Origin of the sequence: Gordonia shandongensis DSM 45094 (assembly GCF_000423025.1) — a bacterium.
Classification (GTDB): Bacteria; Actinomycetota; Actinomycetes; order Mycobacteriales; family Mycobacteriaceae; genus Gordonia; species Gordonia shandongensis.
Genome location: NZ_AUHE01000001.1, coordinates 1 through 24,900 on the forward strand (window position 1 = coordinate 1; position 24,900 = coordinate 24,900).

23 protein-coding genes are annotated in these 24,900 nt (G+C 71.2%); 8 read left to right on the top strand and 15 right to left on the bottom strand.

Annotated elements, in window-relative coordinates; translation table 11 throughout:
• Positions 1-149 precede the first annotated feature (149 nt).
• From nudC to G528_RS0100020, 4 genes are read right to left on the bottom strand one after another with little or no spacing between them, the layout of a single operon-like run.
• Positions 150-1,070, bottom strand: coding sequence for an NAD(+) diphosphatase (nudC, locus tag G528_RS0100005; RefSeq protein WP_026917168.1), 921 nt, complete (start codon positions 1,068-1,070; stop codon positions 150-152).
• Positions 1,070-2,128 (bottom strand): potassium channel family protein, encoded by a 1,059-nt coding sequence (locus G528_RS0100010; protein WP_026917169.1) that lies wholly within the window; start codon positions 2,126-2,128, stop codon positions 1,070-1,072. The genes nudC and G528_RS0100010 overlap by 1 nt, the downstream gene beginning before the upstream one ends.
• A 60-nt stretch (positions 2,129-2,188) precedes the next feature.
• Complete coding sequence (locus tag G528_RS0100015; RefSeq protein ID WP_026917170.1) at positions 2,189-5,557, bottom strand: ATP-dependent helicase; 3,369 nt, start codon at positions 5,555-5,557, stop codon at positions 2,189-2,191.
• Positions 5,550-8,903, bottom strand: a complete 3,354-nt coding sequence (locus G528_RS0100020; protein WP_026917171.1) for an ATP-dependent helicase — start codon at positions 8,901-8,903, stop codon at positions 5,550-5,552. Before G528_RS0100020 ends, G528_RS0100015 begins: the two co-directional genes overlap by 8 nt.
• A 104-nt stretch (positions 8,904-9,007) precedes the next feature.
• On the opposite strand from G528_RS0100020, the gene G528_RS15895 reads away from it, so the two are divergent.
• Both G528_RS15895 and G528_RS0100030 read left to right on the top strand, forming a co-directional pair.
• The gene (locus G528_RS15895; RefSeq protein ID WP_245569625.1) at positions 9,008-9,889 is read left to right on the top strand and encodes an alpha/beta hydrolase; all 882 of its coding nucleotides are present in this window, start codon (positions 9,008-9,010) and stop codon (positions 9,887-9,889) included.
• On the top strand, positions 9,877-10,179 hold the full coding sequence (locus G528_RS0100030) for an MGMT family protein (protein ID WP_026917172.1): 303 nt from the start codon (positions 9,877-9,879) through the stop codon (positions 10,177-10,179). Before G528_RS15895 ends, G528_RS0100030 begins: the two co-directional genes overlap by 13 nt.
• Positions 10,180-10,200: 21 nt before the next feature.
• On the opposite strand, the gene G528_RS0100035 is transcribed toward G528_RS0100030, so the two are convergent.
• From G528_RS0100035 to G528_RS0100050, 4 genes are all read right to left on the bottom strand, one after another.
• Complete coding sequence (locus G528_RS0100035; RefSeq protein ID WP_026917173.1) at positions 10,201-10,662, bottom strand: hypothetical protein; 462 nt, start codon at positions 10,660-10,662, stop codon at positions 10,201-10,203.
• A gap of 55 nt (positions 10,663-10,717) precedes the next feature.
• On the bottom strand, positions 10,718-11,566 hold the full coding sequence (locus tag G528_RS0100040; protein ID WP_026917174.1) for a TIGR02569 family protein: 849 nt from the start codon (positions 11,564-11,566) through the stop codon (positions 10,718-10,720).
• Positions 11,567-11,644: 78 nt separating this feature from the next.
• On the bottom strand, positions 11,645-12,820 hold the full coding sequence (gene moeZ, locus G528_RS0100045) for an adenylyltransferase/sulfurtransferase MoeZ (protein WP_026917175.1): 1,176 nt from the start codon (positions 12,818-12,820) through the stop codon (positions 11,645-11,647).
• Positions 12,821-13,852, bottom strand: a complete 1,032-nt coding sequence (locus tag G528_RS0100050; protein WP_026917176.1) for a DUF3152 domain-containing protein — start codon at positions 13,850-13,852, stop codon at positions 12,821-12,823.
• A gap of 119 nt (positions 13,853-13,971) precedes the next feature.
• Here G528_RS0100050 and fasR point away from each other — a divergent pair, with 119 nt between their 5' ends.
• The gene (fasR, locus tag G528_RS0100055) at positions 13,972-14,637 is read left to right on the top strand and encodes an HTH-type transcriptional activator FasR (RefSeq protein WP_035718496.1); all 666 of its coding nucleotides are present in this window, start codon (positions 13,972-13,974) and stop codon (positions 14,635-14,637) included.
• Between the two features lie 15 nt (positions 14,638-14,652).
• On the opposite strand, the gene acmB is transcribed toward fasR, so the two are convergent.
• The 3 genes from acmB to G528_RS0100070 are packed head-to-tail and all read right to left on the bottom strand — an operon-like array spanning position 14,653 to position 16,760.
• Positions 14,653-15,849, bottom strand: coding sequence for a methyl acetate hydrolase AcmB (gene acmB / locus G528_RS0100060; protein ID WP_026917178.1), 1,197 nt, complete (start codon positions 15,847-15,849; stop codon positions 14,653-14,655).
• Between the two features lie 14 nt (positions 15,850-15,863).
• Entirely contained in the window at positions 15,864-16,097 is a 234-nt protein-coding gene (locus G528_RS0100065; protein WP_026917179.1) for a DUF3107 domain-containing protein, read from the bottom strand.
• Positions 16,098-16,115: 18 nt separating this feature from the next.
• Positions 16,116-16,760 (bottom strand): ferritin-like fold-containing protein, encoded by a 645-nt coding sequence (locus G528_RS0100070; protein ID WP_026917180.1) that lies wholly within the window; start codon positions 16,758-16,760, stop codon positions 16,116-16,118.
• A gap of 255 nt (positions 16,761-17,015) precedes the next feature.
• On the opposite strand from G528_RS0100070, the gene G528_RS0100075 reads away from it, so the two are divergent.
• Together G528_RS0100075 and G528_RS0100080 are read left to right on the top strand one after the other, a co-directional pair.
• On the top strand, positions 17,016-18,617 hold the full coding sequence (locus tag G528_RS0100075) for a DEAD/DEAH box helicase (RefSeq protein ID WP_026917181.1): 1,602 nt from the start codon (positions 17,016-17,018) through the stop codon (positions 18,615-18,617).
• A 20-nt stretch (positions 18,618-18,637) separates the two neighbouring features.
• Positions 18,638-19,912 carry an Rv3212 family protein gene (locus G528_RS0100080; RefSeq protein ID WP_026917182.1) on the top strand — a complete coding sequence of 425 codons (1,275 nt, stop codon included), beginning with the start codon at positions 18,638-18,640 and terminating at the stop codon, positions 19,910-19,912.
• A gap of 21 nt (positions 19,913-19,933) precedes the next feature.
• Here the strand turns inward: G528_RS0100080 and G528_RS0100085 are convergent, their stop codons facing one another.
• A complete protein-coding gene (locus tag G528_RS0100085; RefSeq protein ID WP_026917183.1) occupies positions 19,934-20,728 on the bottom strand; it encodes a ParA family protein in 795 nt (264 codons plus the stop codon).
• Positions 20,729-20,780: 52 nt separating this feature from the next.
• The gene (locus tag G528_RS0100090; protein WP_026917184.1) at positions 20,781-21,206 is read right to left on the bottom strand and encodes a hypothetical protein; all 426 of its coding nucleotides are present in this window, start codon (positions 21,204-21,206) and stop codon (positions 20,781-20,783) included.
• A 67-nt stretch (positions 21,207-21,273) separates the two neighbouring features.
• On the opposite strand from G528_RS0100090, the gene G528_RS0100095 reads away from it, so the two are divergent.
• Both G528_RS0100095 and G528_RS0100100 read left to right on the top strand, forming a co-directional pair.
• A complete protein-coding gene (locus G528_RS0100095) occupies positions 21,274-22,221 on the top strand; it encodes a diacylglycerol/lipid kinase family protein (RefSeq protein WP_026917185.1) in 948 nt (315 codons plus the stop codon).
• Between the two features lie 251 nt (positions 22,222-22,472).
• The gene (locus G528_RS0100100) at positions 22,473-22,727 is read left to right on the top strand and encodes a WhiB family transcriptional regulator (RefSeq protein WP_008375855.1); all 255 of its coding nucleotides are present in this window, start codon (positions 22,473-22,475) and stop codon (positions 22,725-22,727) included.
• A 124-nt stretch (positions 22,728-22,851) separates the two neighbouring features.
• Here G528_RS0100100 and G528_RS0100105 read toward each other — a convergent pair whose 3' ends face one another.
• Both G528_RS0100105 and G528_RS0100110 read right to left on the bottom strand, forming a co-directional pair.
• A complete protein-coding gene (locus G528_RS0100105; RefSeq protein WP_026917186.1) occupies positions 22,852-24,372 on the bottom strand; it encodes a sensor histidine kinase in 1,521 nt (506 codons plus the stop codon).
• 29 nt (positions 24,373-24,401) lie between these two features.
• The gene (locus G528_RS0100110) at positions 24,402-24,620 is read right to left on the bottom strand and encodes a biotin/lipoyl-binding carrier protein (protein WP_026917187.1); all 219 of its coding nucleotides are present in this window, start codon (positions 24,618-24,620) and stop codon (positions 24,402-24,404) included.
• 122 nt (positions 24,621-24,742) lie between these two features.
• Between G528_RS0100110 and G528_RS18925 the strand changes: the two genes are divergently transcribed.
• A complete protein-coding gene (locus G528_RS18925; RefSeq protein WP_425402201.1) occupies positions 24,743-24,817 on the top strand; it encodes a 50S ribosomal protein bL37 in 75 nt (24 codons plus the stop codon).
• Positions 24,818-24,900 lie beyond the last annotated feature (83 nt).

A 24,900-nucleotide genomic window follows, 5' to 3' on the forward strand; every position in this document is an offset into this window, starting at 1 on the left:
CACTGGCGACCGACCCCACCAACCACAACAGGCACCGGCGGACCACACCGGTGGCAGATCAACACCATCCACCACGCAGAACTCCTCCCGACCACAGACCCCGACCCACCACCAGAACCACCAGCGCCGGGATGAACGGGCCCGGCTCGTCAACGCGGTGCGCGCGCCCAACTCTCGATGAGCGACCGACTGATCGAGATCGCTCCCGGCAACATCAGCGGCCCCACCGGGTCGCCGACACCCCAGTCGTCCGCGTGGTCGAGAGCGGCGAGCACATCGTCGCGATGGAACCAGCGCGCATCGCCCAACTCGCCGTCGGCCAGGACGATCGGTGCCGACGGATCACCGACCGCCTCGAACCCCAGCATCAACGACCGCGGGAACGGCCACGGCTGCGAGCCGAGATAGCGCGGAGAGCGCACACGCACGCCCGACTCCTCGAACACCTCGCGGACAACGCACTGCTCGAGAGATTCGCCCGGCTCGACGAACCCCGCGAGCGTGGAATACCACCCGGCCGGCCACACCGACTGGCGGCCGAGCAGAACGCGGTCGGCACCGTCGTGCACCACCACGATGATCGCCGGATCCGTCCGCGGATACTCCTCGACGCCCGTCGCCGGGTTCACCCGCACCCAACCGCCCTCGGCGGATTCGAGCGGAGTCCCGTCCACGGGCGAGTACGCGGATGTGCGCTGCCAGTTCAGCAGACCGAGCGCGATCGCCAGGATTCCCGCCTCGTCGGCCGACAGCGACAGCGGTCCCACCCGCGGATCACCGGCCGGACCCGTGATCTCCTCGACGCGGATCGCCCACAGTCCGACACCGTCGGACGGATCCAGACACAGGAACACCGCACCCGGAACCGGGCTCTCGGCCCGACCGACCGCGGCCGACCAGCGGAGGGCCCCGCCGGCGTCGACCGCATAGCGGCCGCGGTGATCGACCTCGAGGATCCGACCGTCGGCCCATCGACCCGACACCGCCTCGGCGTCCTTGCGAATGAGGTCCGCGCGGTCGAGGTCGGCGAGCGTGAACGGCGGCGACGTGCGCAGCTCGAACCCCGCCATCAGGCGGGGCCGCCCTGCCGCACGTACAGCAGCCGGTCGCCGGCCTCGATCTCCTCAACCTCCGGGTCACCGACCCGGTACAGCTTTCCGCCGCGAGTCACGCCGAGGACCAGGTCCCGGGTGTGCGCGGGCGAGCCACCCGTCTCCGACGGTTCCACCTCGCGTTCGGCGATCGCATACCCCTCCTCGGGGCTCAACAGATCCTCGACGACCTCGACCACCGACGGGGTGATCGTCGCGATTCCGAGGAGGCGGCCCGCCGTCTCCGACGACACCACCACCGAGTTCGCCCCCGACTGCCGCATCAAGTGCGTGTTCTCCGACTCGTTGATCGCCGCGACGATCTTCGCGTGGGAGTTGATCTCGCGCGCCGTGAGCGTCGCCAGGACGGCCGTGTCGTCGCGGTTGGCCGCCACCACGATCGCCGAGGCGTGCTGCACACCCGCGAGCCGGAGCACATCCGATTTGGTGGCGTCGCCGCGGACGGTGACCAAACCGTGCGCCGCCGCGGCATCGAGCGCGGACTGCTCCTTGTCGACGACGACGATCTCCGCCGGTTTGCCGCCGTCGGCGATCACGGCGTCGACGGCGGTGCGGCCTTTCGTCCCGTAGCCGATGACGATCGTGTGATTGCGCACCCGATTCCTCCAGTTCTGGATCTTGATCGCCTGCCGAGAGCGTTCGGTCAGGACTTCGAGCGTCGTTCCGATGAGGACGATCAGGAACAGAACGCGCAGCGGGGTGATGAAGATGATGTTGACCAGCCGGGCCGATTCGGTGATCGGCGTGACGTCGCCGTAACCGGTGGTCGACAGTGACACCGCCGAGTAGTACAGGGCGTCGACATAGGTCATCTCGCCTTCTTTGGCGTCGATGTACCCGTCGCGGTCGAGATAGACCACCACCGAGCAGACCAGCAGCGCCGTCAGCGCGAACAACACGCGGCGCCCGATCGCACGGGCGGGGCTCTTCTCGTTCTCCGGGATCCGGATGACCCCGACGAGCGCGTAATCCGGCTCGTCGACGAGTCCGCCGCGCCGCCGCAACCGGTTACGCATCAGTCGCCCCACGCCCTCGTGCCTGCACTGACTTCACGATTGGCAGGCTACTGCATGGCGTCACGATGTCGGCGCGGTCCGGGCGGCGAGCATCTGCGCCAGCCGCTGGGCGTCGGGCAGATCGGTCGGTTCGAGCGTGAAGTCGTGCCGCACATAGACGAACGCGGCACGGACCCTCTCCAACGGCAGCCCCGACAACTCCGACCATGCGACACGGTAGGCGGCCAGCTGGACGAACAGCGCGTCCCGCCGAGCGGGTTCGGGCACCGCGCCCGTCTTCCAGTCGACGACCAGGGCACCGTCGCCGTCGGCGAACACCGCGTCCATCCGTCCACGAACCACGCTGGAACCGATCACCGTCTCGAAACCGACCTCCACCTCCAGCGGCGTGCGGTCGGCCCACGGGGACGCCAGGAACTTGGCGCGCAGCAGATCCAGATCGTCCTCGGCGGCACCGCCTGCGGCGTCGGCGGCCCCGGGCAGCTCGTCGACGTCGAGGAGCCTGGTCGCACCGAACCGTCGTTCCACCCAGGCGTGGAAGGCCGTACCGCGCCGCGCCATCGGGTTCGGGCGGAAGGGCACCGGTCGGCGGAGCCGCGCCGCGAACGCCGCATCGTCCGTGTCGAGCTCGACGAGCTGGCTCACCGACAGATGCCCGGGGAGTTCCACGTCGACCGTCGGATCGGACGCCGCCGCATGCTCCTCGAGGAGGACGGCCGCCTCTGCGCGCCACGCGTCGATCTCCGGATCGCCCGACTCCGCGGACTCGGCGGTCGGCACTGCGAACAGCGCCCGCTCCGCGCGGGCCTCGGTGACCAGCTCGGCGGCCGCCTCCATCGGAGCCCGTCGGTCACCGAGCAGGTCCGGCGGCCACGCGACGCTCACCTGGTGTTCGGTCAGCGGGTTCGTCGCCCCCTCCTCGGGTGGCGGCGCGTCGACGTCGATGCGCATCGCACCGGGGTCGACGTCACCGGAGGCCGGCGCGTCGGCGACGAGGGCGGCGAGCTCGGTGTAGAACTCCGATCCGCCGCGCGGCCGATCCCCCGACTCCGACCAGTGGTGGGCCGACACGAGAAGGGTCTGTTTCGCCCTGGTCAACGCCACGTACAGCAGGCGGCGGTCCTCGTCGAGGCGACGTTCGCCGATCGCCGTCTTGTGCTCGTCGATCGCGGTCTCCAACTCCTTGCGGTCCGCGACGGCGGTGAGATCGAGCACGGGGAAGCCCTCGTGTCCGTCGGTGGCCAGGTCTCCGCGGAGGTCGGCCGGCAGCTCGCCCACCGACCCCAGCCACGTGGTCTCGGCCTTCCCGCTCGGGAAGATCCTGTCGGCGACGTGCGGTAGCGCCACCACATCCCACTCCAGTCCTTTGGCCGCGTGGACGGTGAGGATCTGCACCCGCTGCTGAGCCACCTCCACGCGACCGGCTTCGAGCCCCTTCTCCACGGTCTCGGCGACGTCGAGGAACGACAGCAGTCCCGGCAGCGTGGCCCCGGGACGGTCGGCGTAGTGCGTCACGTACTCGGCGAAGGCGTCGAGGTGTTCGCGACCGGTCACCTCGCCGCGCATCCGACGGGCCCGGATCTGCGCCTCGACCGCCACGCCGATCGTCTGCTCGACGTCGGCGACGAGTTCGGGGAGGGGTTGGCCGATGCGCCGCCGCAGGCCCTCGAGCTGGCGACCGAAGGTGACGATCCGCTCGTATCCGGCACGGCTGTACCGCTCCTCGTCGCCGGGGTCGGCGAGGGCGTCGCTGAGGCCCGCCGAGTCGACCGCCTCCCCGGGCAGCACGGCGTCGAGCGCCTCGTCGAGTTCCTCGCGACTCGTCACGGTCCCGGTGGCCGGAGCCGCCGACCCCGCGGCCAGTTCCCGCGCGCGCCGCCACAGTGCCGCCACGTCGGCGGCACCGAGCTGCCAGCGCGCGCCCGTGAGAAGCCGCACGGCCGCGGTGCCCGCCATGGGGTCGGCCATCAACCGCAGCGTGGCCACGATGTCGGCGACCTCGGGGACGTGCAGGAGCCCGCCGATGCCGACCACTTCGGCGGGGATTCCGCGCCGTTCGAGTTCGGCGGCCACGGGCGCCGAGTCCTCGTTGCGACGCACGAGGATCGCCGTCGTCGGCGGCGCCGTACCGTCGCGTCCGGCGGCGACGTAATAGTCCTCGATCCGGTCGGCGATCCACACGCGTTCATCGACCACAGTCTCGGTGAGCGCCAGGCGGACGGTGCCCTCGGGGGCGTCGGGCCGCGGACGCAGCATGCTCACCGGCACCCCGCGACGCCGCAACTCCTCCGACGTCCGGTTGGCCAGATAGAGGGCGCCGACGCAGTTGCGCCAGCTCGTGAGGAGTTCCCGACGCCGCGCGTCGCGCCCGTCGGCCAGCGGGAAGTCCCGTGCGAACCGCGGGAGGTTGGCGGCCGAGGCGCCGCGCCAGCCGTAGATCGACTGGATGGGGTCGCCGACCGCGGTGACCGCGACCGGCCGGCGTCCGCCGACCGCGTGACCGCCGAACAGTGCCGACAGGAGGATCCGCTGCGAGTGGCCGGTGTCCTGGTATTCGTCGAGCAGAACCGCGGAGATGCCGGAGCGTTCGGCGTCCACCACCTCGGGATGGGTGCTCACCAGCCGTGCGGCCAGCGACATCTGGCTGCCGAAGTCGAGAGCCCCCCGAGCCGTCATCTCGTCCTTCAGGGCCCGCACCAGCGGGATGAGCTCGCGGCGTTCGTCGATGACCTCCTGGTATCGCCGCAGCGTCCGGGTCGGCTCCGCGCGCTGTCGCGGAGCCTTGGGCAGGGTGTCGACGAGCCGATACAGGTGGTCTCCAGCCGACTCCAGATCGTCGAGGTCCACGAGGTGCTCGGCGCACTCGGAGTAGAGCCGGAGCACGATCTCGGTGACCGATGCGGGAGTTTTCGATGTCGTGAGTTCCCCGGGCCAGGTCGTCACCACCTGGAAGGCCAGCTGCCACAGTTCGGTCTCGCTGAGCAGCGTCGCCGTCGGCTCCACCGGCAGCAGCAGACCGTAGTCGGCGATCAGGCGTCCGGCATAGGCGTGATAGGTGCTCACCTCGGCATCGGCACTGCGCAGACGGGCGGCGAGTCGGCCGCCCGGATCCCAGTCGAGGAGCGCCGGGCTCCCCGCGAGCATCGACAGTCGACGACGGATGCGGGCCGCGAGCTCGCTGGCCGCCTTGCGGGTGAAGGTGAGTCCCAGGACCTCGTCGGGGCCGACGAGTTGGTTGGCCACGAGCCACACCACGCGGGAGGCCATCGTCTCGGTCTTTCCCGCTCCCGCGCCGGCCACCACCAGCATCGGTTCCATCGGGGCCTCGATGACCTCGATCTGTTCGGGTGTCGGCGGCGGGAGCCCGAGTGCCGAGGCCAGCGACCGGGCGCCGATCGTCGGCCGCCGTTCCGGGGTCGGCTCAGTCATCGATCACCGTCTTCCCGCGGAGTTGCGCCGGGCACGATGCGACGAGCGAACAGTGACCGCACCCGCTGTTCGGGGTCGCGGAGAACACCGGTCCGATACTCCGCGCCGCCGCATCGCGCACCACGCCGACCCATTCCTCCACGTCGTCGGGTCCCAGTGCGGGCTGAATCCGCTGCGGAGCGCCGGTGCTGCGGTGCGAGTCGGCGACGTACACCAGGCGACCGCCGCCGGGCTCCCGCGGGGTCCCCTCGACGCCGCCGAGTGCGATCGCGAGCTGATACGTCGCGAGCTGGGGATGGGCCTCGGCGTCGACGGCCCGGATCGCCGTCTTGCCGGTCTTCACGTCCACCACGACCGGGCGTCCCTGCGCGTCGCGTTCGAGTCGATCCATCCGGCCGACGATCCGCACGGGCAACAGTGCGTGCCCGGACTCGTCGACACCGGCCGGCAGGGTGGCGTCGACCTCCACCTCGACGCCGGCCTCGGTGAGCTCTTCACGGGAGATGCGGAGCCAGTCCCGGAAGTTCGTGAGCATCCCGCGAGCCCGTTCGCGCTCGCGGTCGCTGTACCACCGGGCCGGGGAGGCCACCCGCCCCCACACCTCGTGCAGGGCCGCATCGACCTCGGCGCGGTCGAGGTCGCCGGCGACGGCCTGCACCAGCGTGTGCACCAGGGTTCCCGTGACGGCCTGTTCGGCGTCGCCGTCCCGGCCGCCGTGCCGCTCGAGCATCCACCGCAGCGAACAGCGGGTGAGTGCCTCGACGTTCGACGGCGACAGGGTGCGCGCGCGTCCGTCGACGGGCGACCACAGCGGCTGGTCGGTGCTCGGACCCATCAGTCCGAACCAGTCGGCGGGCGCCGCACCGGGCACCCCGGCCTGCGCCAGATCGGCCAGCAGCGCCGCAGCGGCCCGAGTCCGCTCGCCGGGGCCGTCCGGGGCCGATGCCCCGGAGACCACCGCCGAGCGGAGTTCGGCCACCATCGACGGCAACGACAGCACGCGCCGGACGCCGCGGTCGAGGGGGATCTGGTCGTTGCTCGCCGATTCGGTGCCCGCGGGGTCGGCGCCGAGGCCGTAACCGCCGAGCGCGTCGGCGATCTCCGGGACGAACCGGGACGGCGACGCGTCGCCGCCGCCGTCCTCCACGGATGTCACCAGCAGACGGCTCCGCGCGCGCGTGCACGCCACCAGAAGCAGCCGCCGTTCGTCGGCGAGCATCACCGCACCGCGGGCGATCGAATCGACGGCGTCGGCGTCCACACCGCTCAACAGGTCCAGCAGTGCCGGGGTGCCCAGGACGCTGCCGCGGCTCCGCAGCGACGGCCACAGCCCGTCGAGGACGCCGGCGACAGCCACGACCTCCCACTCCCGACCGGCTGCGGCGTGCGCCGAGACGACCTGGACGGCGTCGACGCCCGCGACCGCGATCCGCGATTCGCGGGGGATCTGCAGTCGGCCCAGATATTCCACGAAGGCTGCGGGACCGGCGGCCGGGAGGGTGTCGGCGAAGGTGCCCGCCGCCTCGAACATGGCCAGGACGGCATCGAGGTCGCGGTCCGCCTGGTCACCGCCGCGACCGCCGCGCAGCGATCGCGCGGTCCAGCGCCGTTCGAGACCGCTGGCCTGCCACGACTGCCAGAGCATCTCCTCCACACCGTCGCCGTGCGCGCGCCGGGCCGCGTCGATCACCGTGCGGACGCGACGCAGGGCGATCGACTCGAAGTCGGTGAGGCCGGCCAGATATCGGTCCATCTCCGCCGTGTCGTGCAGCGCCGTCGCCAGCGCCGTCAGGGAGTCGCCCGACCGCGTCCGATCCTCCTCGGCTCCGCCGTCGCCGGGATCCTCGTCCGGGAGGGCGTCGTCGATCCGCCGTAGACCGCGCCGCAGACGACGCAGACCGGTGGGGTCGGCACCGCCGATCGGACCGGTCAGCAGCGTCTGGGCTTCGTGCGGCGACAGCGGGTCGAATCCCGACGCGGCCCGCAGGACCAGCGTGAACGCTTCGACCGTCCGTTGCTGATGGATGGGGACGTCGCTGACGGGCGTCGCCATCGGGACGCCCGCCGACGAGAATGCGCGACGCAGCGCGGGCAGCGCACGCGGCACCGATCGCACGATGACCGCCATCTGCGACCAGGGGACGTCGTCGAACAGGTGCGCGCGGCGCAATGTGTCGGCGACCGCCGTGGCCTCCTTGGCGGCAGAGGCGAACACGGCGACGCGGGCGTCGCCCCGGTCGTCGTGCGCGCCGGGTGCGTCCGGGTACCGGTGCGGTCGGGCGCCCGGCAACCGCGCGGCCACGGCGCGACCGACTTCGGCGACCGCCGGCGCACAGCGGTGCCCCGTGCTCAGTTCGACGTCTCGGTCGGGGTCGTCGGCGGCGACCTCGTCCGCGAACGTCGGATCGGCGCCACGGAATCCGAACACCGACTGGTCGGTGTCGGCGGCGACGACGGTCGAGTCGGCTCCGGTGCCGATGAGACGCACCAGGGTGGCAGCCTGCGGATCGAGGTGTTGGGCGTCGTCGACCAGCAGGTGCCGGATCCGGGCGCGTTGACCGCGCAGAACGTCCGGGTCGGTGGCGAACGCGGACAGCGCCGAGCCGATGAGCTCGGCGGCGTCGACCGCGGTGACGCTCGCCTGCGGCGCGTCGAGTCCCACGGCCGACCGCAACAGCAGTCCCTCCTCGTACTGCCGGTAGGCCCGCCCCGCCGCCACCCATTCGGGGCGGTCGTGCCGGCGGCCCATCTCGGCGAGGTCCTCAGGGCCCAGCCCCCGTTCTGCCGCCCGCATCATCAGGTCGCGGAGCGCTTGGGCGAAGCCGTCGGTCGTGAGAGCGGGGCGAAGCCGTTCGGGCCAGTACGCCGCGCCGTCTTCGACGTCGCCGGCCAACAGTTCGCGGAGCATGACGTCCTGCTCGGAGCCGGTGATGAGCCGCGGCGGCGGATTGCCGTGCGCGGACGCCTGCAGCCGCAGGACTGCGAAAGCGTACGAGTGCACCGTGCGCACCAGCGGTTCGCGGAGTGCACCACCGAGACGGCCGCCGGCCGACAGCACACGCCGGGTGACCTCCGACCGGAGCCGCGCGGCGGCCCGGCGGTCGGCGGCGAGCACGAGGACCGATTCCGGTTCGACCGCGGGATCCAGGAGGCGTGCGACGGCGGCGTCGACGATCAGCGACGTCTTTCCGGTCCCGGGGCCGCCGTGCACCCGCCACGGCCGCCAGGGATGCTCCGGGTCGGTCACGTGGGGGCCGGTCAGCACGGGTTCGACCGACGCGGGCCACCGGCGGGTCGCGTCGGCCGGTGCGGCCGGTGCGACGAGGCGGGTTCCGGGTCTGGTCATGCCCCCATGGAAGCACGTGGCTCCGACATTCCCGCCGGGAGTCCGGCCGGGCCGACCGTCGTCCGGCCGCATCGTGGTCGCCGATGCCGATTATGGTCGGGAGCATGCCCAGTTCCGGCGTCCGCACGCTGCACACCCACCTCTTCGGTCCCGCGTCGCCCGACGTCCCGCACGTCCTGGCGGTCCACGGGCTCACCGGCCACGGCGGGCGGTGGCGGCGGCTCGCAGACGATCACCTGCCCGGGGTCCGGGTGATCGCCCCGGATCTGCTCGGCCACGGGCATTCGCCGTGGGAGCCGCCGTGGCGCACGGAGGATCATGCCGAGGCCCTCGGCGCGGTGATCGACGCGCACGTGCCGGTCGCGGCGCGGCCGCTGGTGGTTCTGGCCCATTCGTACGGGGCCGCCGTGTCGTTGGCCCTCGCCGAGACCCGACCCGACGATGTCGCGGGCCTGGTGCTGCTCGACCCGGCGCAGGGGCTCGACCCCGCGTTCACTCGGACGATCGCCGAGTCGGTGGTCCGCGACTGGGGGCATGCCGATGCCGAGGCGGCCGCAGCCGCCAAACGGATGGAGGGGTGGAACGAGGTTCCCGCAGACATCCTCGACGAGGAGATCCGCACCCATCTGATTCCGGACGGCGACGGCGGCGTCACATGGCGGGTGTCGGCACCCGCGACCGCGACGGCCTGGAGCGAGATGACCGGCCGCCTGCGCCTGCCTCCGCCCGGGATTCCCACGCGGATCGTGGTGGCCGATCGCGTGGACCCGCCGTTCGTACGGCCCGAGTTCCTCGCCGCGTGCACCGAGCAGCGCGCCGGCACCGTCGAGATCCGTCACGTCGACACCGAGCACATGGTGCCGTTCCTGGCGCCCGCGCTCGGCGCCGATCTGGTCTCGGAGTTGTGGACGTCGGGGTCCCGGGTGCCGGAAACACGGGTGTCGGAAACACGGGTGTCGGAAACACGAGTGTCATGGCGCCGGTGACCGAGCAGCAGGTCGAGGCCGTCCGCGCTCTGGTGGCCGCGATCCCGGCGGGCCGGGTGCGGACCTACGGTGATCTGGCATCCGACGCCGGGCTGACGAGCCCGCGGATCGTCGGCTGGATCATGCGGACCGATTCCGCCGACCTCCCGTGGCACCGCGTGGTTCCGGCGTCGGGGCGACCCGCCGCGGGCATCGCCGCCCGGCAGCTGGCACGGCTGCGCGACGAGGGCGTCGGTGTCGTCGACGGGCGGATCGACATGCGCGAGCACCGACTGCCGGCCGGCCCGTGAGCGATCCGTGTCGCACTGCCGTCACCTCGCCCCGACGGTCCGCGCGGGACGCCTGCCGTCGCACATCGGACTCGCTGCCTGAGCGCGTTCCCACTCGATGAACTCCGCCGACGGCGACGTCCCCGTCGTCCTCTCGTCGTCGACCGCGTAGATGTATGCCTGTCGCGGTTCACAGAAGAACGCCGACACCACGATGAAGGAGTCCTCGACCAGGATCGAATCGAAATCCGTGCCGATCCCGAGGAAGAGGTCGGTCACCGCGTTCGTCGAGAACGACCCGACGTTCCGTCGCTGACTCCCACCCCAGAGCGCGTTCCTCAGCTCACCGACGGTCATCCCGTCGAACTCAGTCGATTCGATTCGCTGCGCCGACGACGAGGTCGGCACGGCCGCGTCTTCGTCGACGTCGGCGTCCGCGCACCCGACCACCGGCATGATCCCGACCGTTGCGGTGACGATCGCCGCGAATCCCCTGATCCTCATCTCTCCCCCTTGTGCCGACTCGCGCGGCGCCGGACCGTCCGCCGTAGTGCCCCGCCTAGACCATCATGCGGACGAGGTCCACCACCCGGAGCAGTCCGGGCAGGGCTCCGGACGTCGACCGCGGGTGCAGCGCGTGCACCGCAAGCCGGAAGATCGTGGCGCGCAGCAGCATCTGCGGCCATTCCGGGTGGTCCGACCAGCGGTCGATCAAGTCCTCGGACGCCCCGCCCCAGGCCAGGGCGTCCACGACGACGACGGCTGCGGCCCACGACACCGGACGCCAGTACGGGACGATGTCGGTGATCGCGGGGGCTGCGGCGCCGGCGAACAGCACGGTGCCGAACAGGTCGCCGTGCACCACCTGAGACGGCAGGTCGACGGGTTTGCGCAGGCCCGCGAGGATCTTCAACTCCGCGATGCTCCGCTGCGCGTCCTCGCTGGTGGGTTCGGCCATCCCGGCGGCACGGGCGCTGCGCAGCGGGACCTCCTCCCACGCGGCGCGGTCCGCGGCGACGAAGACGTCGACGTCGTTGAACGGCGGTGCGGGCGGCTGCAGGAGGAAACGGGGCCGCTCGAAGGACGCCGTCGCCCGGTGCAGGCGGTCCGCCAGGGCCACCACCTCGTCGTGCCGCGGCTCGGGACTGCCCGCCACGTAGGTGTCGGCGCGCCAGCCCGAGACGACGTAGCGGCCGTCGGTGGCGCGGATGGGGCGTGCGATCCGCATCCCCTCGACGTACAGGTTCTCGCGGGCCGTCGCCGACCATGCGGCGCGCGCATGATCCGGCACCAACGTCAGGACCACTTCGCCCACGCGCCAGCGGAGCCCGTCCATGGCTATGGGCGGGTGCGCCGTGAGGCCGAAGGTGGTCAACACCTGTTCAGCGGGCTCGACAATGGTGGTCACGACGCCAGATTACCGAGTTCGCCGCCACATCTCGGGCAACGACACCGCCGTGCGCGCGCCCGGCCCGGCCCCGACGGCTCAATACCGGGGCATCGTGGTCTCGACGCGGGCCGCCCACGCCGCGATGCCGCCGCCCAGGTGTGCGACGTCGGCGTATCCCGCCCGGTTGAGCGCCGCGAGCGCCTCGGCCGACCGCACGCCCGTCTTGCAGTACAGGACGATCCGACGGTCCCGCGGAAGGTCGCCGAACGCACGGCCCTCGACGATCTCGCTCTTCGGGACGAGGACCGCACCGTCGATTCTGGTGATCTCGAACTCCACCGGTTCGCGCACGTCGACGACGAGCGGCGGGGCATCGGAGGCCAGGGCCGCTCGCAGGTCCTCGGGTGTGACGGTGGCGTCGGCCGCAGCCGCCGCGGCCTCATCGGAGACGACTCCGCAGAACTCGTCCTCGTCGAGCAGTGCGGTCACGCGTTCGCCCATCGGGTCCTTCCGGATGCCGATCGTCCGGTACGACATCGCGAGCGCGTCGTACAGCAGGATCCGGCCCAGCAGCGGTTCGCCGATCCCGCAGATCAACTTGACCGCCTCGGTGCCCATCACCGACCCGATCGACCCGCACAGCACTCCGAGGACGCCGCCCTCCGCGCACGACGGCACGGCCCCGGGCGGCGGCGCCTGCGGATACAGATCGCGGTAGTTGACGCCGCGACCGTCGGGCGCGTCCTCCCAGAACACCGCGACCTGCCCCTCGAATCGGAGGATCGACCCCCACACGTACGGTCGCCGCGCCAGGATCGCGGCATCGTTGACCAGGTAGCGGGTGGCGAAGTTGTCCGTGCCGTCCAGGATCAGGTCGTACCGGGAGAACAGGTCGACGGCGTTGGCGGCCGTGAGCCTCTCGGAGTGCAGACGCACGTCGACGAGCGGATTGATGCGCGCGATCGAGTCGCGGGCGCTCTCGGTCTTGAGCCCGCCCACGTCGGCGGTGCCGTGGATGATCTGACGCGCCAGGTTCGACTCGTCGACCTCGTCGAAGTCGACGATACCGAGCGTCCCGACCCCCGCGGCCGCGAGATACATCAGTGTCGGCGAGCCCAGCCCGCCGGCACCCATCACGAGCACGCGGGCGTTCTTGAGTCGCCGCTGACCGACCACGCCCATCGACGGGAGGATGAGGTGGCGGCTGTACCGCGCCACTTCCTCGCGGGTCAGGTCGTCGCCGGGTTCCACCAGCGGCGGCAGCGACGCCATCTACTTGTCCGGGTACGGCCACGCGTTGGGGCGGCACACGAGGGTCCGGTCGGCGTCGCCGAGTTCCGGGTCAAGCGCGATGACCTGCGAATTGGCGGTCCCGAACGTCTGCTGCATCATGATCGGCGCCAACGCGCCGTCCTCGGCGCACGGCTTGTGCCGCTCGAAACCGATACCGTGACCGACCTCGTGGTTGATCAGATACTGCCGGTAGGTGAGCCCGTCGCCCTGGAATGCCATCGCACCGCGCACCCAGCGCGCCTCGTTGATCACGACACGCTTGTCGGGCGGGTAGTAGCACGAGGTGTCGAGTTTGATCTGGTATCCGCACAGTTCACGGGTCGTCTCGGTCGACGACAGTGAGATCCGCAGATCCGCGTCGCCGGAGTCGATGCGCCGGAACGACACCTTGCCGCCGCCGATCCAGCTCTTGGGGTTCGCCAACGTGGCGTCGACCATCGCCGCGAAGGTGCGGTCGCCGCCGTACTGCGACGCCTTGACACCGTTCTCCGCCTCCACCGTGTAGGTGAACTCCTGGCCGCCGGTGCCCACACGGTCGCCGGTGCCGCGGATCACCCGGTAGGTCTTCTCGCCCTTCGCGGTGTACGGCCCGCCGCCGGGCAGCGCGCCGGCGGGCAGCGCCGCCTCCTGGATGTCGCCCTTCGGCGCACCGATCGGTGTGGTCTCCTCCTGCACCTTCGGGTTGCGCACGGCGTCGCCGGTGGGTTCGCCTGCCGACGGCGAGGCCGTCCCACCGCCCTGGATCGTCACGACCAGCAGTGCGATGGTGAGCGCCAGGAGGACCGGGACGGCGTAGATCCGCCACCCGTAGGTCTGCACGGCTGCGACGAGCCAGCCCCGGGCACCCGACTCGCGGTCGTCGCGTCCGCGCTCGGCGGCGGATCGATCGCGTCTGGATCGGCCCGCGGCGGACGGGGCGCCGTCCGCCGTCGGATCCCAGCGGGCACGCAGCGGCTGGTCCGGCCGCGGGCGTCGGGGACGGGTCGTCCCTCGTTCTGGTGTACCGGTCACGCGACAACTTTCTCATAGATCACCGTCGACACCGGGTATCCACCCCCGGCGACGGCTGAACCCATTGTGATCCGGCACTCCGCGGGAGCCCGATGAGACGTGGCGAGTACCCTCGAGGAATGTCGTCTCCCACCCCCTCGACGCCTGCACCGAGCTCCGGGTCCCGTACCGCGGCATCCCGCACGGCGACTCGGTTGCCGCGCAGTGCGCGCCGTCGGCAGCTGCTCGACGCCGCCAGCGAGATCTTCGTCGAACGCGGCTACCACTCCGCGGGCATGGACGAGATCGCGATCCACGCCGGAGTCAGCAAGCCGGTCCTCTACCAGCATTTTCCGTCGAAACTCGACCTCTACATCGCAGTGCTCGACTCGCATTCGGAGAAGCTCGTCGCCGCCGTCAACGCGGCCCTGCTCACCACGAGCGACAACCGGCAGCGCGTGCAGGCCGCCGTGCAGGCCTTCTTCGACTTCATCGACGACGACAACTCCGGCTACCGGCTGATCTTCGCGTCCGACGCGATGGATCCCGCGGTCACCCGTCGCGTGGAGGGCACCAGCGAGGCCTGCGTGGACGCCGTGCACGGGCTGGTGATGCAGGATTCCGGCCTCGACCCGCACCGGTCGCGGATGCTCGCCGCCGGACTCGTCGGTGCGAGCCAGGTCAACGCCCGCTACTGGGTGGAGGCCGACCGGCCGATCGACAAGGCCGACGCCGTCGACACCACCGTCACCCTGCTGTGGGCGGGGCTGTCCGGCGTCCCGATGCAGGCCGTCGACGAGGCCTGAGCGTCCCGGCTCCGATCAGGCCGACAGGCCGGGCACGATCGTCTCGTAGACCGCCGTCTCGAAGTCGAGCGCGGCACGATGCGCGACGGGGTCGGCGAACGGCAGCAGCTGCGTCGCCCACATGCCGGCCACACCGGCGGTGCGGTCGATCCAGAAGTACAGGTTCGCCAGCCCCGCCCAACCTAGGGAACCGGCGCTCCGACCGGTCGGGGCCTGCTCGTCGGTGGTCATGAACCCGTACGCCCACCCCTTGGTGATGCCGGGAAAGAACTCGACGTCGCACGCGATCACCGGGTCCACGCCGCGCAGCGGTGTCACCCGCTGCCCGTCCGCGAGGCCGTCGCGCACGGCCCAGGCCACCGTGTCCGGACGCAGGATCTGCACACCGTCCGCGGAGGCGCCGTTCCGCAACCACATCTGCAGAAATCGCAGGTAGTCGCCGACCGTGCCGTGCAGCCCCTGGCCGCCCATGTGGAGCTCCGGAGTCGCCGGCATCCCGATCCGGGTGGCCGCGAGGGTGCCGTCCGATCGTCGTCGATGCACCGTCGCCCGACGTTCGCGCATCGCGTCGGTGAGTTCGAACGCCGAATCGACCATCCCCAACGGCGCGAAGATGCGTTCGGCGAACACCTCGCCCAGCCGCTGCCCGCGGACGGCTTCGACGACACGTCCGGCCCAGTCCATTCCCGCGCCGTAGTTCCAGCGCGTCCCGGGGTCGAACAGCAGCGGCGTCGCGAGCGAGGCGCGCGTCGCCGTCGCGATGTCCGGATGGTGGCCGTCGGCGACCATCCGCCGGTAGTCCTCGTCGAAGAACGGATACGCGAACCCGGCGGTGTGCAGCAGCAGCATCCGCGTGGTGATCGGCGCCGTCGGCGGTCGGACGCGCGGCCGCCCGTCGGCGTCGTATCCGTCGAGCACGCCGATCTCGCCGATCTCGGCGACGTAGTCGGCCGCCGGTGCGTCCAGATCGATCAGCCCGTCGTCCACGCACTGCAGGACCGCGGTGGCCGTGATCGGCTTGGTGGTGGAGTACAGCGTGAGGATCGCGTCGGTCGTCATCGGCTCGTCGCCCGCCGCCGACCGGACCCCTGCGGCACCGGTATACAGGACGGCGTCGGCCGTCCCGACCGCCGCCACGACACCGGGCACCCGATCCGCTCCGTCGCCGGTCGCACCGGCGAGCATCTCGTCGAGACTCCCCGACCACTGCATCGGAGGGTCTCCGATCAGGCCGCGCCGAATCCGACTCGACGGCTCTCGGTGCTCCCGACCTCCACGTACGCGATCTTCGCGGCCGGCACGAGCACTCGCGAGCCCTTGTCGTCGACCAGGGACAGCACCGTGTCGGTGCCGTCGAGGGCCCGCTCCGCCGCGCCGAACACCGTGTCGGCGTCGTCCTTCGACACGAAGGCGAGTTCGCGGGGGCTGTTCTCGATTCCGATCTTGACTTCAACGCTCATGGCTCGAAATCCTACCCGTCACGCGAGGGACAGGTCGGCCATGCGCTGGCCGTGCCGCGTGGCCATGTTGTCGAAGAAGTCCGCCGCGTTCTGCAGGGTGGCGGGTCCGTCGAACAGCAGCGTCATCACCTCGTCCTCCTCCGCGAGGACCCACTGCATGTGGGTGATGGCCTCCCCCAGCAGTCGGCGTCCCCACAGCGCGAGCGGAGAGGCGATCGCCGGGTCGGCGGCGACAGCGGCGCGCACCTGATCGACGGCGAACTGCGACGACCGGGTCTCGGCCATCACCGAGCGCATCACCGGCCGGACCTCCTCCGGCATCGCATCGGCCATCTCGGCGTAGAAGTCGGCGGCCAGGCCGTCGCCCACGTGCATCTTGACCAACACCTCCAGCCACGAGCTGGGCATCGTGACCCGGTGGTATTCATCGAACACCCGGGTGTGTCGCACCACCGCGTCGTCGGGGTCCCCGCCGTCCGCGCGGATCTGGTCGGCGAGGACCTCGAAGTGTCCCATCTCGGCGGCGATCAACCGCGCGATCGCGACTCGGTCGCCGGTCGTCGGGGCCATCGACGACTCGTCGATCAGTCGATAGCAGGCTGCGAACTCGCCGGCGAGCAGGACTTCGTACAGCTTGCGGATGGCCGCCTCATTGTTCGACATGCAAGTCAGAGTAGGCAAAGCGGTACACTCAGGACCAGACGTGGGGCCGATCCGTCCATCGCGCGTACGACGACGCGGTGATCGAGCGGATTCCAGCGCCCTGCGTCCGACCTTGAGCGCGCACCTGCGAAGGGCTACGCCGAGGGCCTGATCCGTCGGGGGCATCCGATTCCGACGATGCGACCGCTGACGATCAGGACCCCGTGGATCCTCTTGTGTGCGTGCACGACTGCACTGAGAGGCTTTGAACCGAATATGACCACCGACACCCCTGCGTCCACACAGCCGCCGACCGCCGAGGCCGTCGACGGCGACGGCATCCGGACGACGATCGTCGCCGAGGACCACGCCGCCCCGACCTTCGCCGAACTCGGCGTCGACCCCGCACTCGTCGCCGCCCTCGAGGCCGACGGCAAGACCCACACCTTCGCGATCCAGGAGTTGACGCTGCCGCTGGCGCTGGGCGGCTCCGACCTCATCGGTCAGGCTCGCACCGGCATGGGCAAGACCTACGGCTTCGGCATCCCGCTGATGCACCGGTTGATCCACGCCGAGGACAGCGGTCTGCGCGCCCTGGACAACACGCCGCGCGCGCTGGTGATCGTCCCGACCCGCGAGCTGTGCGTCCAGGTCACCGAGGACTTCGAGACCGCGGCGAAGGGCGTCGACGTCACCCTCGCCGACGGCACCGTGCGGCCGTTGGCGATCACCTCGATCTACGGCGGCCGCCCCTACGAGCACCAGATCGCCGAGCTGCAGGCCGGCGTCGACGTCGTGGTCGGCACGCCCGGACGTCTCCTCGACCTCGCGCAGCAGGGCCACCTGGTGCTCGGCAAGGTCGCCGTCCTCGTGCTCGACGAGGCCGACGAGATGCTCGACCTCGGATTCCTGCCCGACATCGAGCGGATCATGGGGGCGCTGCCCGCCGATCGTCAGACGATGCTGTTCTCGGCCACGATGCCCGGACCGATCGTCACGCTCGCACGGACCTTCCTGAACCGGCCGACGCACATCCGCGCCGAGCACGCGAACGACTCGGCCGTGCACGAGCGCACCACGCAGTACGTCTACCGCGCGCACGCCCTGGACAAGGCCGAACTGGTCGCTCGCATCCTGCAGGCCGAGGGCCGGGGCGCGACCATGATCTTCACCCGCACCAAGCGCACGGCGCAGAAGGTCGCCGACGACCTCGCCGACCGCGGCTTCTCCGTCGGCGCCGTGCACGGAGACCTCGGCCAGGTCGCTCGCGAGAAGGCGCTGAACAAGTTCCGGGACGGCACCGTCGACGTCCTGGTGGCGACCGACGTGGCCGCCCGCGGCATCGACGTCGACGACGTCACCCACGTCATCAACTACCAGTGCCCCGACGACGAGAAGACCTACGTCCACCGCATCGGTCGCACCGGCCGCGCCGGCCGCACGGGCATCGCGATCACCCTCGTCGACTGGGACGAACTGCACCGCTGGTCGCTCATCGACAAGGCTCTCGGTCTCGGCACGCCCGAGCCCGTCGAGACCTACTCGACCTCCGAACACCTCCGCGAGGAGCTCGGCATCTCCGCGGACGCCACCGGCCGGATCGGCGGCACCACCCGCAGCTCGGACGAGCGTCGGGAACGCCGTGAGCCGCGTCCGGACCGGCCCAAGCGCAATCGCCGACGCACGCGCGGCGGCAAGTCCGTCGACGGCGGCGCCGCCGCGGCGAGCGGTTCGGCGCCGAAGACCGACGGTCCCGCCGCGTCCGCGCCGGAGTCCGACGGGGACGGTGAGGCGCGGCGTCGTCCGCGGCGTCGCCGCCGTCGCCGTTCCGGCGCCAGGACCGACGGTGCGGCCGCGCCGTCGACGTCGACCGACTGATCTCGCCTATCCTGGCCAGAATGGGACGGCTCACTCCGGAACGACGGACGCGCACCGATCTGATCGTCACCGCGCTCATCGTCGTGGCCGTCGTGGCGGTCGGCGTCGTCTTCTGGGCGACCAGCACCGCCCGGCACAGCGACCTGACACCCGCCGAGGGCACCGCCGACGTGCAGTTGCCCGCCGAGACGGTGCCGCGGGCCGTGAGCGTCCGGTGGCACGCCGCATCGTCCGCGACGGCGGTTCCCGCCGTCAGCCGCAACCTGCTGGTCACCGCCGACGACGGCACCGTCACGGCGCGGCGCCCGCACGACGGTGACGCGTTCTGGACGTACCGGCGCGACCGGGCCCTGTGCGCGACGACCGCGGCCTGGCCCGGTGGCGACGACACGGTGATCTCCGTGTACCGGAATTCCGCCGGCTGCCGGGAGGTCATGTCGATCCGGGCCGCCGACGGCATCCGACATGCGGCCCGCACGAGCGACGCCGACGACGTCGCCCATCTCTCGTACGACCCGAATTACGCACTCCAGTGGGGGCCCACCCGCCTGGAGACCTGGGGGTCGAACCTGGTCCGCGGTATCGCGTACGGGCGCGAGTCCGCCCCGCGCGCCGCGGGCGTCGCCCCCGACCGCACGGGGTGCCGGATCCACTCCGCCGTGTCCGGCGGCGACCGCGTCGCGGTGATCGAACGCTGCGACGGCGACTTCGGGTACCGCCTGTCGGTGATGGGTGCGAGCCTCACCAGTGAGGAGAAGATCCGCGAGTGGGGGTCGGCGCTCATCACGACGACCGCGTCGGGGCCGCCGCCGCGGCTGATCGCGGCCACCGACTCGGCGATCGCGGTCTACGACGGCGGCACCGACCGACGCGCCGACGACTCGGATCCCGGGCCCGCCGTGCGGTTGTTCGCCTCCGATGCGCAGCCCGAGACGCAGTTCCCGGTCGTCGGCGCACCGGGCGCTCCCGCCGACAGCACGCCGATCACCGATCAGGGCGTGGTCTCGTACTGGACCGGATCCTCGACCGTGGTCCTCGACGCGTCCTCGGGTCGCGTGGTCTTTCAGGTTCCCGGCGCCCTCGGCCCGGGATCGGTGATGGCCGGTCAACTGCTCGTCCCCGTTCCCGGCGGCATCAGCGTGCGACGGGTCTTCGACGGCCACCAGGAGTTCGTCATCCCCGTCGACCGTGCCGGCTCCACTGGTCCGGTCAGCCTGCGGGTCCTCGGCCCGTACATCGCCGAACAACGCGGCGATCAGCTGGTCGTGTTGGGCGACGCCGCCGAAGCGGAGTAGCCGGCCGGTCCCGGCGCCCGGTCAGCTGACCGGCGCCTCGTAGGTCTCCAGCGGAGCGCCCGCCCAATGGGCCCGCAGGTTGGCCGCGAGCTCCCGGTAGGCCACCGACCCCTTGTTCTTGCGTCCCCGCATCACCGACGATCCGGAGGCCGAGGCCTCCGCGAACCGGACGGTCCGCGGGATCGGCGGCGACAGCACCGGAAGGTCGTAGCGGTCGGTGACGTCGGCGAGGACATCGCGGCTGTGCGTGGTCCGCGCATCGAAGAGGGTGGCCACCGCGCCCAGAATCGCCAGGTCGGGGTTGGTGATCTGCTGGACCTCGGTGACGGTGCGCAGCAGTTGGCCGACGCCTCGGTGGGCCAGGGTCTCGCACTGGAGCGGAACCACCACCTCGTCCGCGGCGGTCAGACCGTTGAGGGTCAGGACCCCCAGGGAGGGCGGGCAGTCGATGAGGATCACGTCGTAGTCCTGCGCGATCTCGCCGAGTGCGCGCTTGAGGGCGTACTCGCGTCCGGGCCGCATGAGCAGCAGCGCTTCGGCGCCGGCGAGATCGATCGTCGCCGGAAGCAGCGTCACGCCGTCCTCGGTGTCGAGCAGGACGTCGGCGACCTCCTCCGCCCCGATGAGCACGTCGTGTACGGACGCCGACAGCTGGTCGGGGTCGTGGCCGAGGGAGAACGTCAACGACCCCTGCGGGTCGAGGTCGACCACGAGGACGGCGACGTCCTCGGCGGCGAGCGCGGCGCCGACCGACGCCGTGGTCGTGGTCTTGGCCACGCCGCCCTTCTGATTCGCGATGGCTAGGGTGCGCGTCATGGCCACCACCTTACGATGACGTCCGTCACGGCACCGGACTCAGGCGTCGGACTCAGGCGTCGGGGGGCAGGTCCTCGTCGTTGAGCCAGGCCATCGACGCCGGCGCGAACAACAGCACCAGCACGCCGAGCGCGACGGCGGCGACGGGGACGCCGACCGCCGGGAGTCCGCTGCCGGTGATGAGGGTGTAGGCGACCGGGAGCAGCAGGATCTGCGCGATCACCGACAGTCCGCGCCCCCAGCGGTGGCCGCGGATCAACGCGATCCCGCCGGCCAGGACGCCGCCTCCGATCACGACGAACCACACGGCCGAGCCGTACCCGCTGATGGCGTCCTCGTGGTGCCCCGCCAACTCGCGGATCACATAGATCGCGGCGACCACGAGTCCGACGACGCCCTGCGCGGCGGTCACGTATCCAGCCCAGCGAAGGGTGGACGGGATCGCCGGGGGCCGCTGCGGGGACTCGGTGCTGCTCACCCCTCCAGCCTATGGCTCCGCACCCCGCGGGCGTCCACCGGCCCCGGGCCGGATAACCTTGTCAATCGTGCGCGTCATGCTCGTCACCAATCCGTTCGCGACCTTCACCACGCCCGAGGGCCGTGATGCGCTGGCGAACACGCTCGACTCCCGCTTCCAGGTCGACGTCGAGCACACCGCTCACCGCGGTCATGCCGGTGAGCTCGGCGCGCGTGCGGCCGCCGAGGGCTACGACGCCGTCGTGGTGCACGGCGGGGACGGCTCGGTCAACGAGGTGGCCAACGGCATCCTCGGCGCACCGGACTCCCCGACCCGGTCGCCGTCGTCGCTGCCGGCTCTCGCCGTGGTTCCCGGGGGCAGCGCGAATGTGTTCGCACGGGCACTCGGGATCAGCCGCGACCCGCTCATCGCGACCGCGCAGCTGATGTCGATGATCGAGGACCGTGCGCGCCGCTCGATCAGTCTCGGCCACACGCTGGGGCGCTGGTTCCTGTTCAACGCGGGCATGGGGATGGACGCGATCGTCGTGCGCCAGATGGAGGATCAGCGGCACCGCGGCAAGAAGGCGACGGCGAGCCGGTATTTCCGAACCACCCTCGGCTCCTTCTTCCGGCCGTCGATCACGCCCCCGACGTTCACCGTCGAGGTGCCCGAGCGTGAGCCGATCGAGGGGGTTCGGTTCGGTTTCGTGAGCAACACCGGACCGTGGACCTACCTGGGGACCCGACGGATCCAGACCAATCCGGGCACCGACTTCGACAGCGGGCTGGGCATCTTCGCGGCCACCTCGGTGTCGGTGCCCCGCAATCTCGTCCTCGGCTCGCGGCTCCTGGCGGGGACCGATCCGAAGGCCCGCCATCTGTTCCGCGACGATGACGTCGAGTGGGTGACGTTCACCTCGCCCGAACCCGCGGACGTCCAGATGGACGGCGACTACCTGGGACTTCACCGGAGACTGGAGTTCGGCTACCGCCGGGACGTCCTGGACGTCGTCGCCCCTCCCGCGGGCGGTTAAGCCACCCGCTACCGGCGGGTAAGCATGAGTTCGGCCTGTTGCCAACCCCTTGTGATCTATCCGGCATTCGTCGCTCACCTATAGCCAACGGGCGACACACAGTAGTACAACAGTTGTTGACGCAATCACGCACCCCCTGCCAAGCGACGTCCTGCGCCCCAAGCCAGGTGAACTCGATTGCACAACCCCAGGTCTGCCTGACGATGACGCGAGCGCGCGTACGACGCCGCTGTGCGAAGAAGGAGTAAGTAATGGATTGGCGCCACAAGGCTATCTGCCGCGACGAGGACCCGGAGCTGTTCTTCCCGGTCGGCACCTCCGGCCCGGCCATCGCTCAGGTCGCCGACGCCAAGCTGGTGTGCCAGCGCTGCCCGGTGACCGCCGACTGCCTGTCGTGGGCGCTGGAGACCGGTCAGGACGCCGGCGTCTGGGGCGGCATGAGCGAGGACGAGCGCCGCGCCCTCAAGCGTCGCAACGCTCGGACCCGCGCCCGCAGCGCCGTCTGAGCCGCCCGCCACGGCTTTCCCGAGAGCCCCGGACCCCAGTGGTCCGGGGCTCTCGGCGTCCATCGGCCCCGCGAACTCGGTTCTCTGCGGCACGGGATCGGGGCGGCACGGGATCGGGGCGAGATCAATGCAGGGGCACGTCGAGTGTGGCGCGGGTCCCCGCGCCGTCGGGGGCCGCGGCGATGTCGATCCGACCGCGCAGATCGTTCGAGACCAGCGTCCGGACGATCTGCAGTCCGAGATGGTCCGATGCGGCGAGGTCGAAGCCCGCGGGCAGCCCGCCGCCGTTGTCGGTCACCCGAACCCGCAGGTGCCGGACGTCGCGATCGGCGTCGACGATGATCTCGGCGCCCTCCCGGCCCGGGGCGAATCCGTGCTCGATGGAATTCTGAATCACCTCGGTCAGCACCATCACCAGGGGCATCGCGAGGTCCGCGGACAGGACGCCGAGCGTGCCGCTGCGCCGCACGGCGACACGCGTGCCGCCGTCGGGCAGCCACACGTCGACCAGCGACGATGCGAGCCGGTCGACGACGACGTCGAGATCGACCTCCTCGTCGACGCTGCCGGACAGCAGCTCGTGCACCAACGCGATGGACGACACCCGACGGACCGCCTCCCCGAGGGCCGTGCTCACCTCGCTGCTGCCCGACCGGCGGGCCTGGAGCCGCAGGAGCGCCGAGACGCTCTGCAGATTGTTCTTCACCCGGTGGTGGATCTCGCGGATCGTGGCGTCCTTGCTGATCAACGCCAGATCGCGGCGTTTGACCTCGGTCACGTCGCGGATCAGGAGCAGTGCACCGTGCGAGCGGCCCGCCGAACGCAGCGGAACGGCCCGGATCAGCACGGTCGCGCGCCGGGCGTCGACCTCCATCCGCAGGGCGACGTCGGCGTCCGGGGACGTCGCGTCCCGCGTGCCGCCGGCCGCGGTCGCGATCATCGCCCGCGCATCGGCCGCCTCGAACGGGTCGGTGAGCAGATCGGCGAACACGTCGCCGATCCGCGCCGCGACCAGATCGGTCGTCCACCCCATGCGGTGCACCGCCGACAGTGCGTTCGGACTCGCGTACCGGACCTCACCGTCGGCGTCGATGCGGATGAAACCGTCCCCGGCGCGGGGGGTCGACAGACCGGTCGCGGTCGCCTCGGTCAGCGGGAAGGTCCCCTCGACCACCATGGCGCACAGGGCGTCGGCGGCGTCGCGATACGCCGACTCCAGCGGCGACGGCGGCCGGGCGTCGGCGGCGTTTCCGGCGCGCCCCAGGACCGCGATCACCCCGCCCTCGAATCCCACGGGCACCGCGACCCGATCCAACAGCATGCCGCCGACCCGCGCCGGCTGCGGTTCACGCTCCACCCGACCGTCGGCGGCGGCCCGCACCATCAGCGGATTGGCGCCCTGCGGACTCGCGGGCGCGTCGATGCGGTGCCCGACCTCGTCGCGCGGGAACACCGTCGCCGCCGTATTGGGCCGCACCTGCGCCACGTACACCAGTCGGCCGTGCTCGTCGGGGACCGCGAGCAGATAGTCGGCGAACGACAGGTCGGCCAGCAGCTGCCACTCGGCGACGAGCCGCTGCAGATGGGCGCCCGCCCCGGCGGACAGGGTGGTGTGCTCGGCGAGCAGGTCGGTGAGCGTCGCCATCGCCTACCGCATCCGTGCGCCGGTGCGCGTCACCGGCGGTAGGTCGCGATGACGTCGCCGGCCTGGATCACCTGGCCGGTGTTCACCCGCACCTCGTCGAGGACGCCGGCGTCCTCGGCGAGGACCGGGATCTCCATCTTCATCGACTCCAGCAGGACCAGAGTGTCGCCCACCTCGACGCGCTGCCCGGCCTTCGCCGTGACCTCGAGGACAGTCGCAACGATTTCATTGATCACGTCATCAGCCATGGCGAACATCTTAACCGAGCGCGCGTTCGGTGCGGAGGATCGCGGCGGCGATTACCGCCGATGCGAGACGGCATGAAATAATCGTCCACGCACGTGACACGTACGATCCAAAGGAGGTCGTCATGAGCAAGCGCGGACGGAAGAGGCGCGGTCGCAAGAAGAAGGCAGCCAACCACGGCAAGCGGCCGAACGCCTGAGTCAGCGGTCGCCGACTGACTCTCGCAGACACGAAGCGGCCCGCCTCCCTCACCATCCGGTGAGACGGGGCGGGCCGCTTTGC

Bases quoted from the DNA above. Each gene is read 5' to 3' on its own strand.
- G528_RS0100015 (WP_026917170.1), bottom strand. From the start codon at position 5,557: ATGACTGAGCCGACCCCGGAACGGCGGCCGACGATCGGCGCCCGGTCG.
- G528_RS0100035 (WP_026917173.1), bottom strand. From the start codon at position 10,662: ATGAGGATCAGGGGATTCGCGGCGATCGTCACCGCAACGGTCGGGATC.
- G528_RS15895 (WP_245569625.1), top strand. From the start codon at position 9,008: ATGCCCAGTTCCGGCGTCCGCACGCTGCACACCCACCTCTTCGGTCCC.
- G528_RS0100100 (WP_008375855.1), top strand. From the start codon at position 22,473: ATGGATTGGCGCCACAAGGCTATCTGCCGCGACGAGGACCCGGAGCTG.
- G528_RS0100080 (WP_026917182.1), top strand. From the start codon at position 18,638: ATGGGACGGCTCACTCCGGAACGACGGACGCGCACCGATCTGATCGTC.
- G528_RS0100070 (WP_026917180.1), bottom strand. From the start codon at position 16,760: ATGTCGAACAATGAGGCGGCCATCCGCAAGCTGTACGAAGTCCTGCTC.
- moeZ (WP_026917175.1), bottom strand. From the start codon at position 12,820: ATGGCGTCGCTGCCGCCGCTGGTGGAACCCGGCGACGACCTGACCCGC.
- G528_RS0100085 (WP_026917183.1), bottom strand. From the start codon at position 20,728: ATGACGCGCACCCTAGCCATCGCGAATCAGAAGGGCGGCGTGGCCAAG.
- G528_RS0100010 (WP_026917169.1), bottom strand. From the start codon at position 2,128: ATGCGTAACCGGTTGCGGCGGCGCGGCGGACTCGTCGACGAGCCGGAT.
- acmB (WP_026917178.1), bottom strand. From the start codon at position 15,849: ATGCAGTGGTCGGGGAGTCTCGACGAGATGCTCGCCGGTGCGACCGGC.
- G528_RS0100110 (WP_026917187.1), bottom strand. From the start codon at position 24,620: ATGGCTGATGACGTGATCAATGAAATCGTTGCGACTGTCCTCGAGGTC.
- G528_RS0100020 (WP_026917171.1), bottom strand. From the start codon at position 8,903: ATGACCAGACCCGGAACCCGCCTCGTCGCACCGGCCGCACCGGCCGAC.
- G528_RS0100065 (WP_026917179.1), bottom strand. From the start codon at position 16,097: ATGAGCGTTGAAGTCAAGATCGGAATCGAGAACAGCCCCCGCGAACTC.
- G528_RS0100030 (WP_026917172.1), top strand. From the start codon at position 9,877: ATGGCGCCGGTGACCGAGCAGCAGGTCGAGGCCGTCCGCGCTCTGGTG.
- G528_RS0100075 (WP_026917181.1), top strand. From the start codon at position 17,016: ATGACCACCGACACCCCTGCGTCCACACAGCCGCCGACCGCCGAGGCC.
- fasR (WP_035718496.1), top strand. From the start codon at position 13,972: ATGTCGTCTCCCACCCCCTCGACGCCTGCACCGAGCTCCGGGTCCCGT.
- nudC (WP_026917168.1), bottom strand. From the start codon at position 1,070: ATGGCGGGGTTCGAGCTGCGCACGTCGCCGCCGTTCACGCTCGCCGAC.
- G528_RS0100105 (WP_026917186.1), bottom strand. From the start codon at position 24,372: ATGGCGACGCTCACCGACCTGCTCGCCGAGCACACCACCCTGTCCGCC.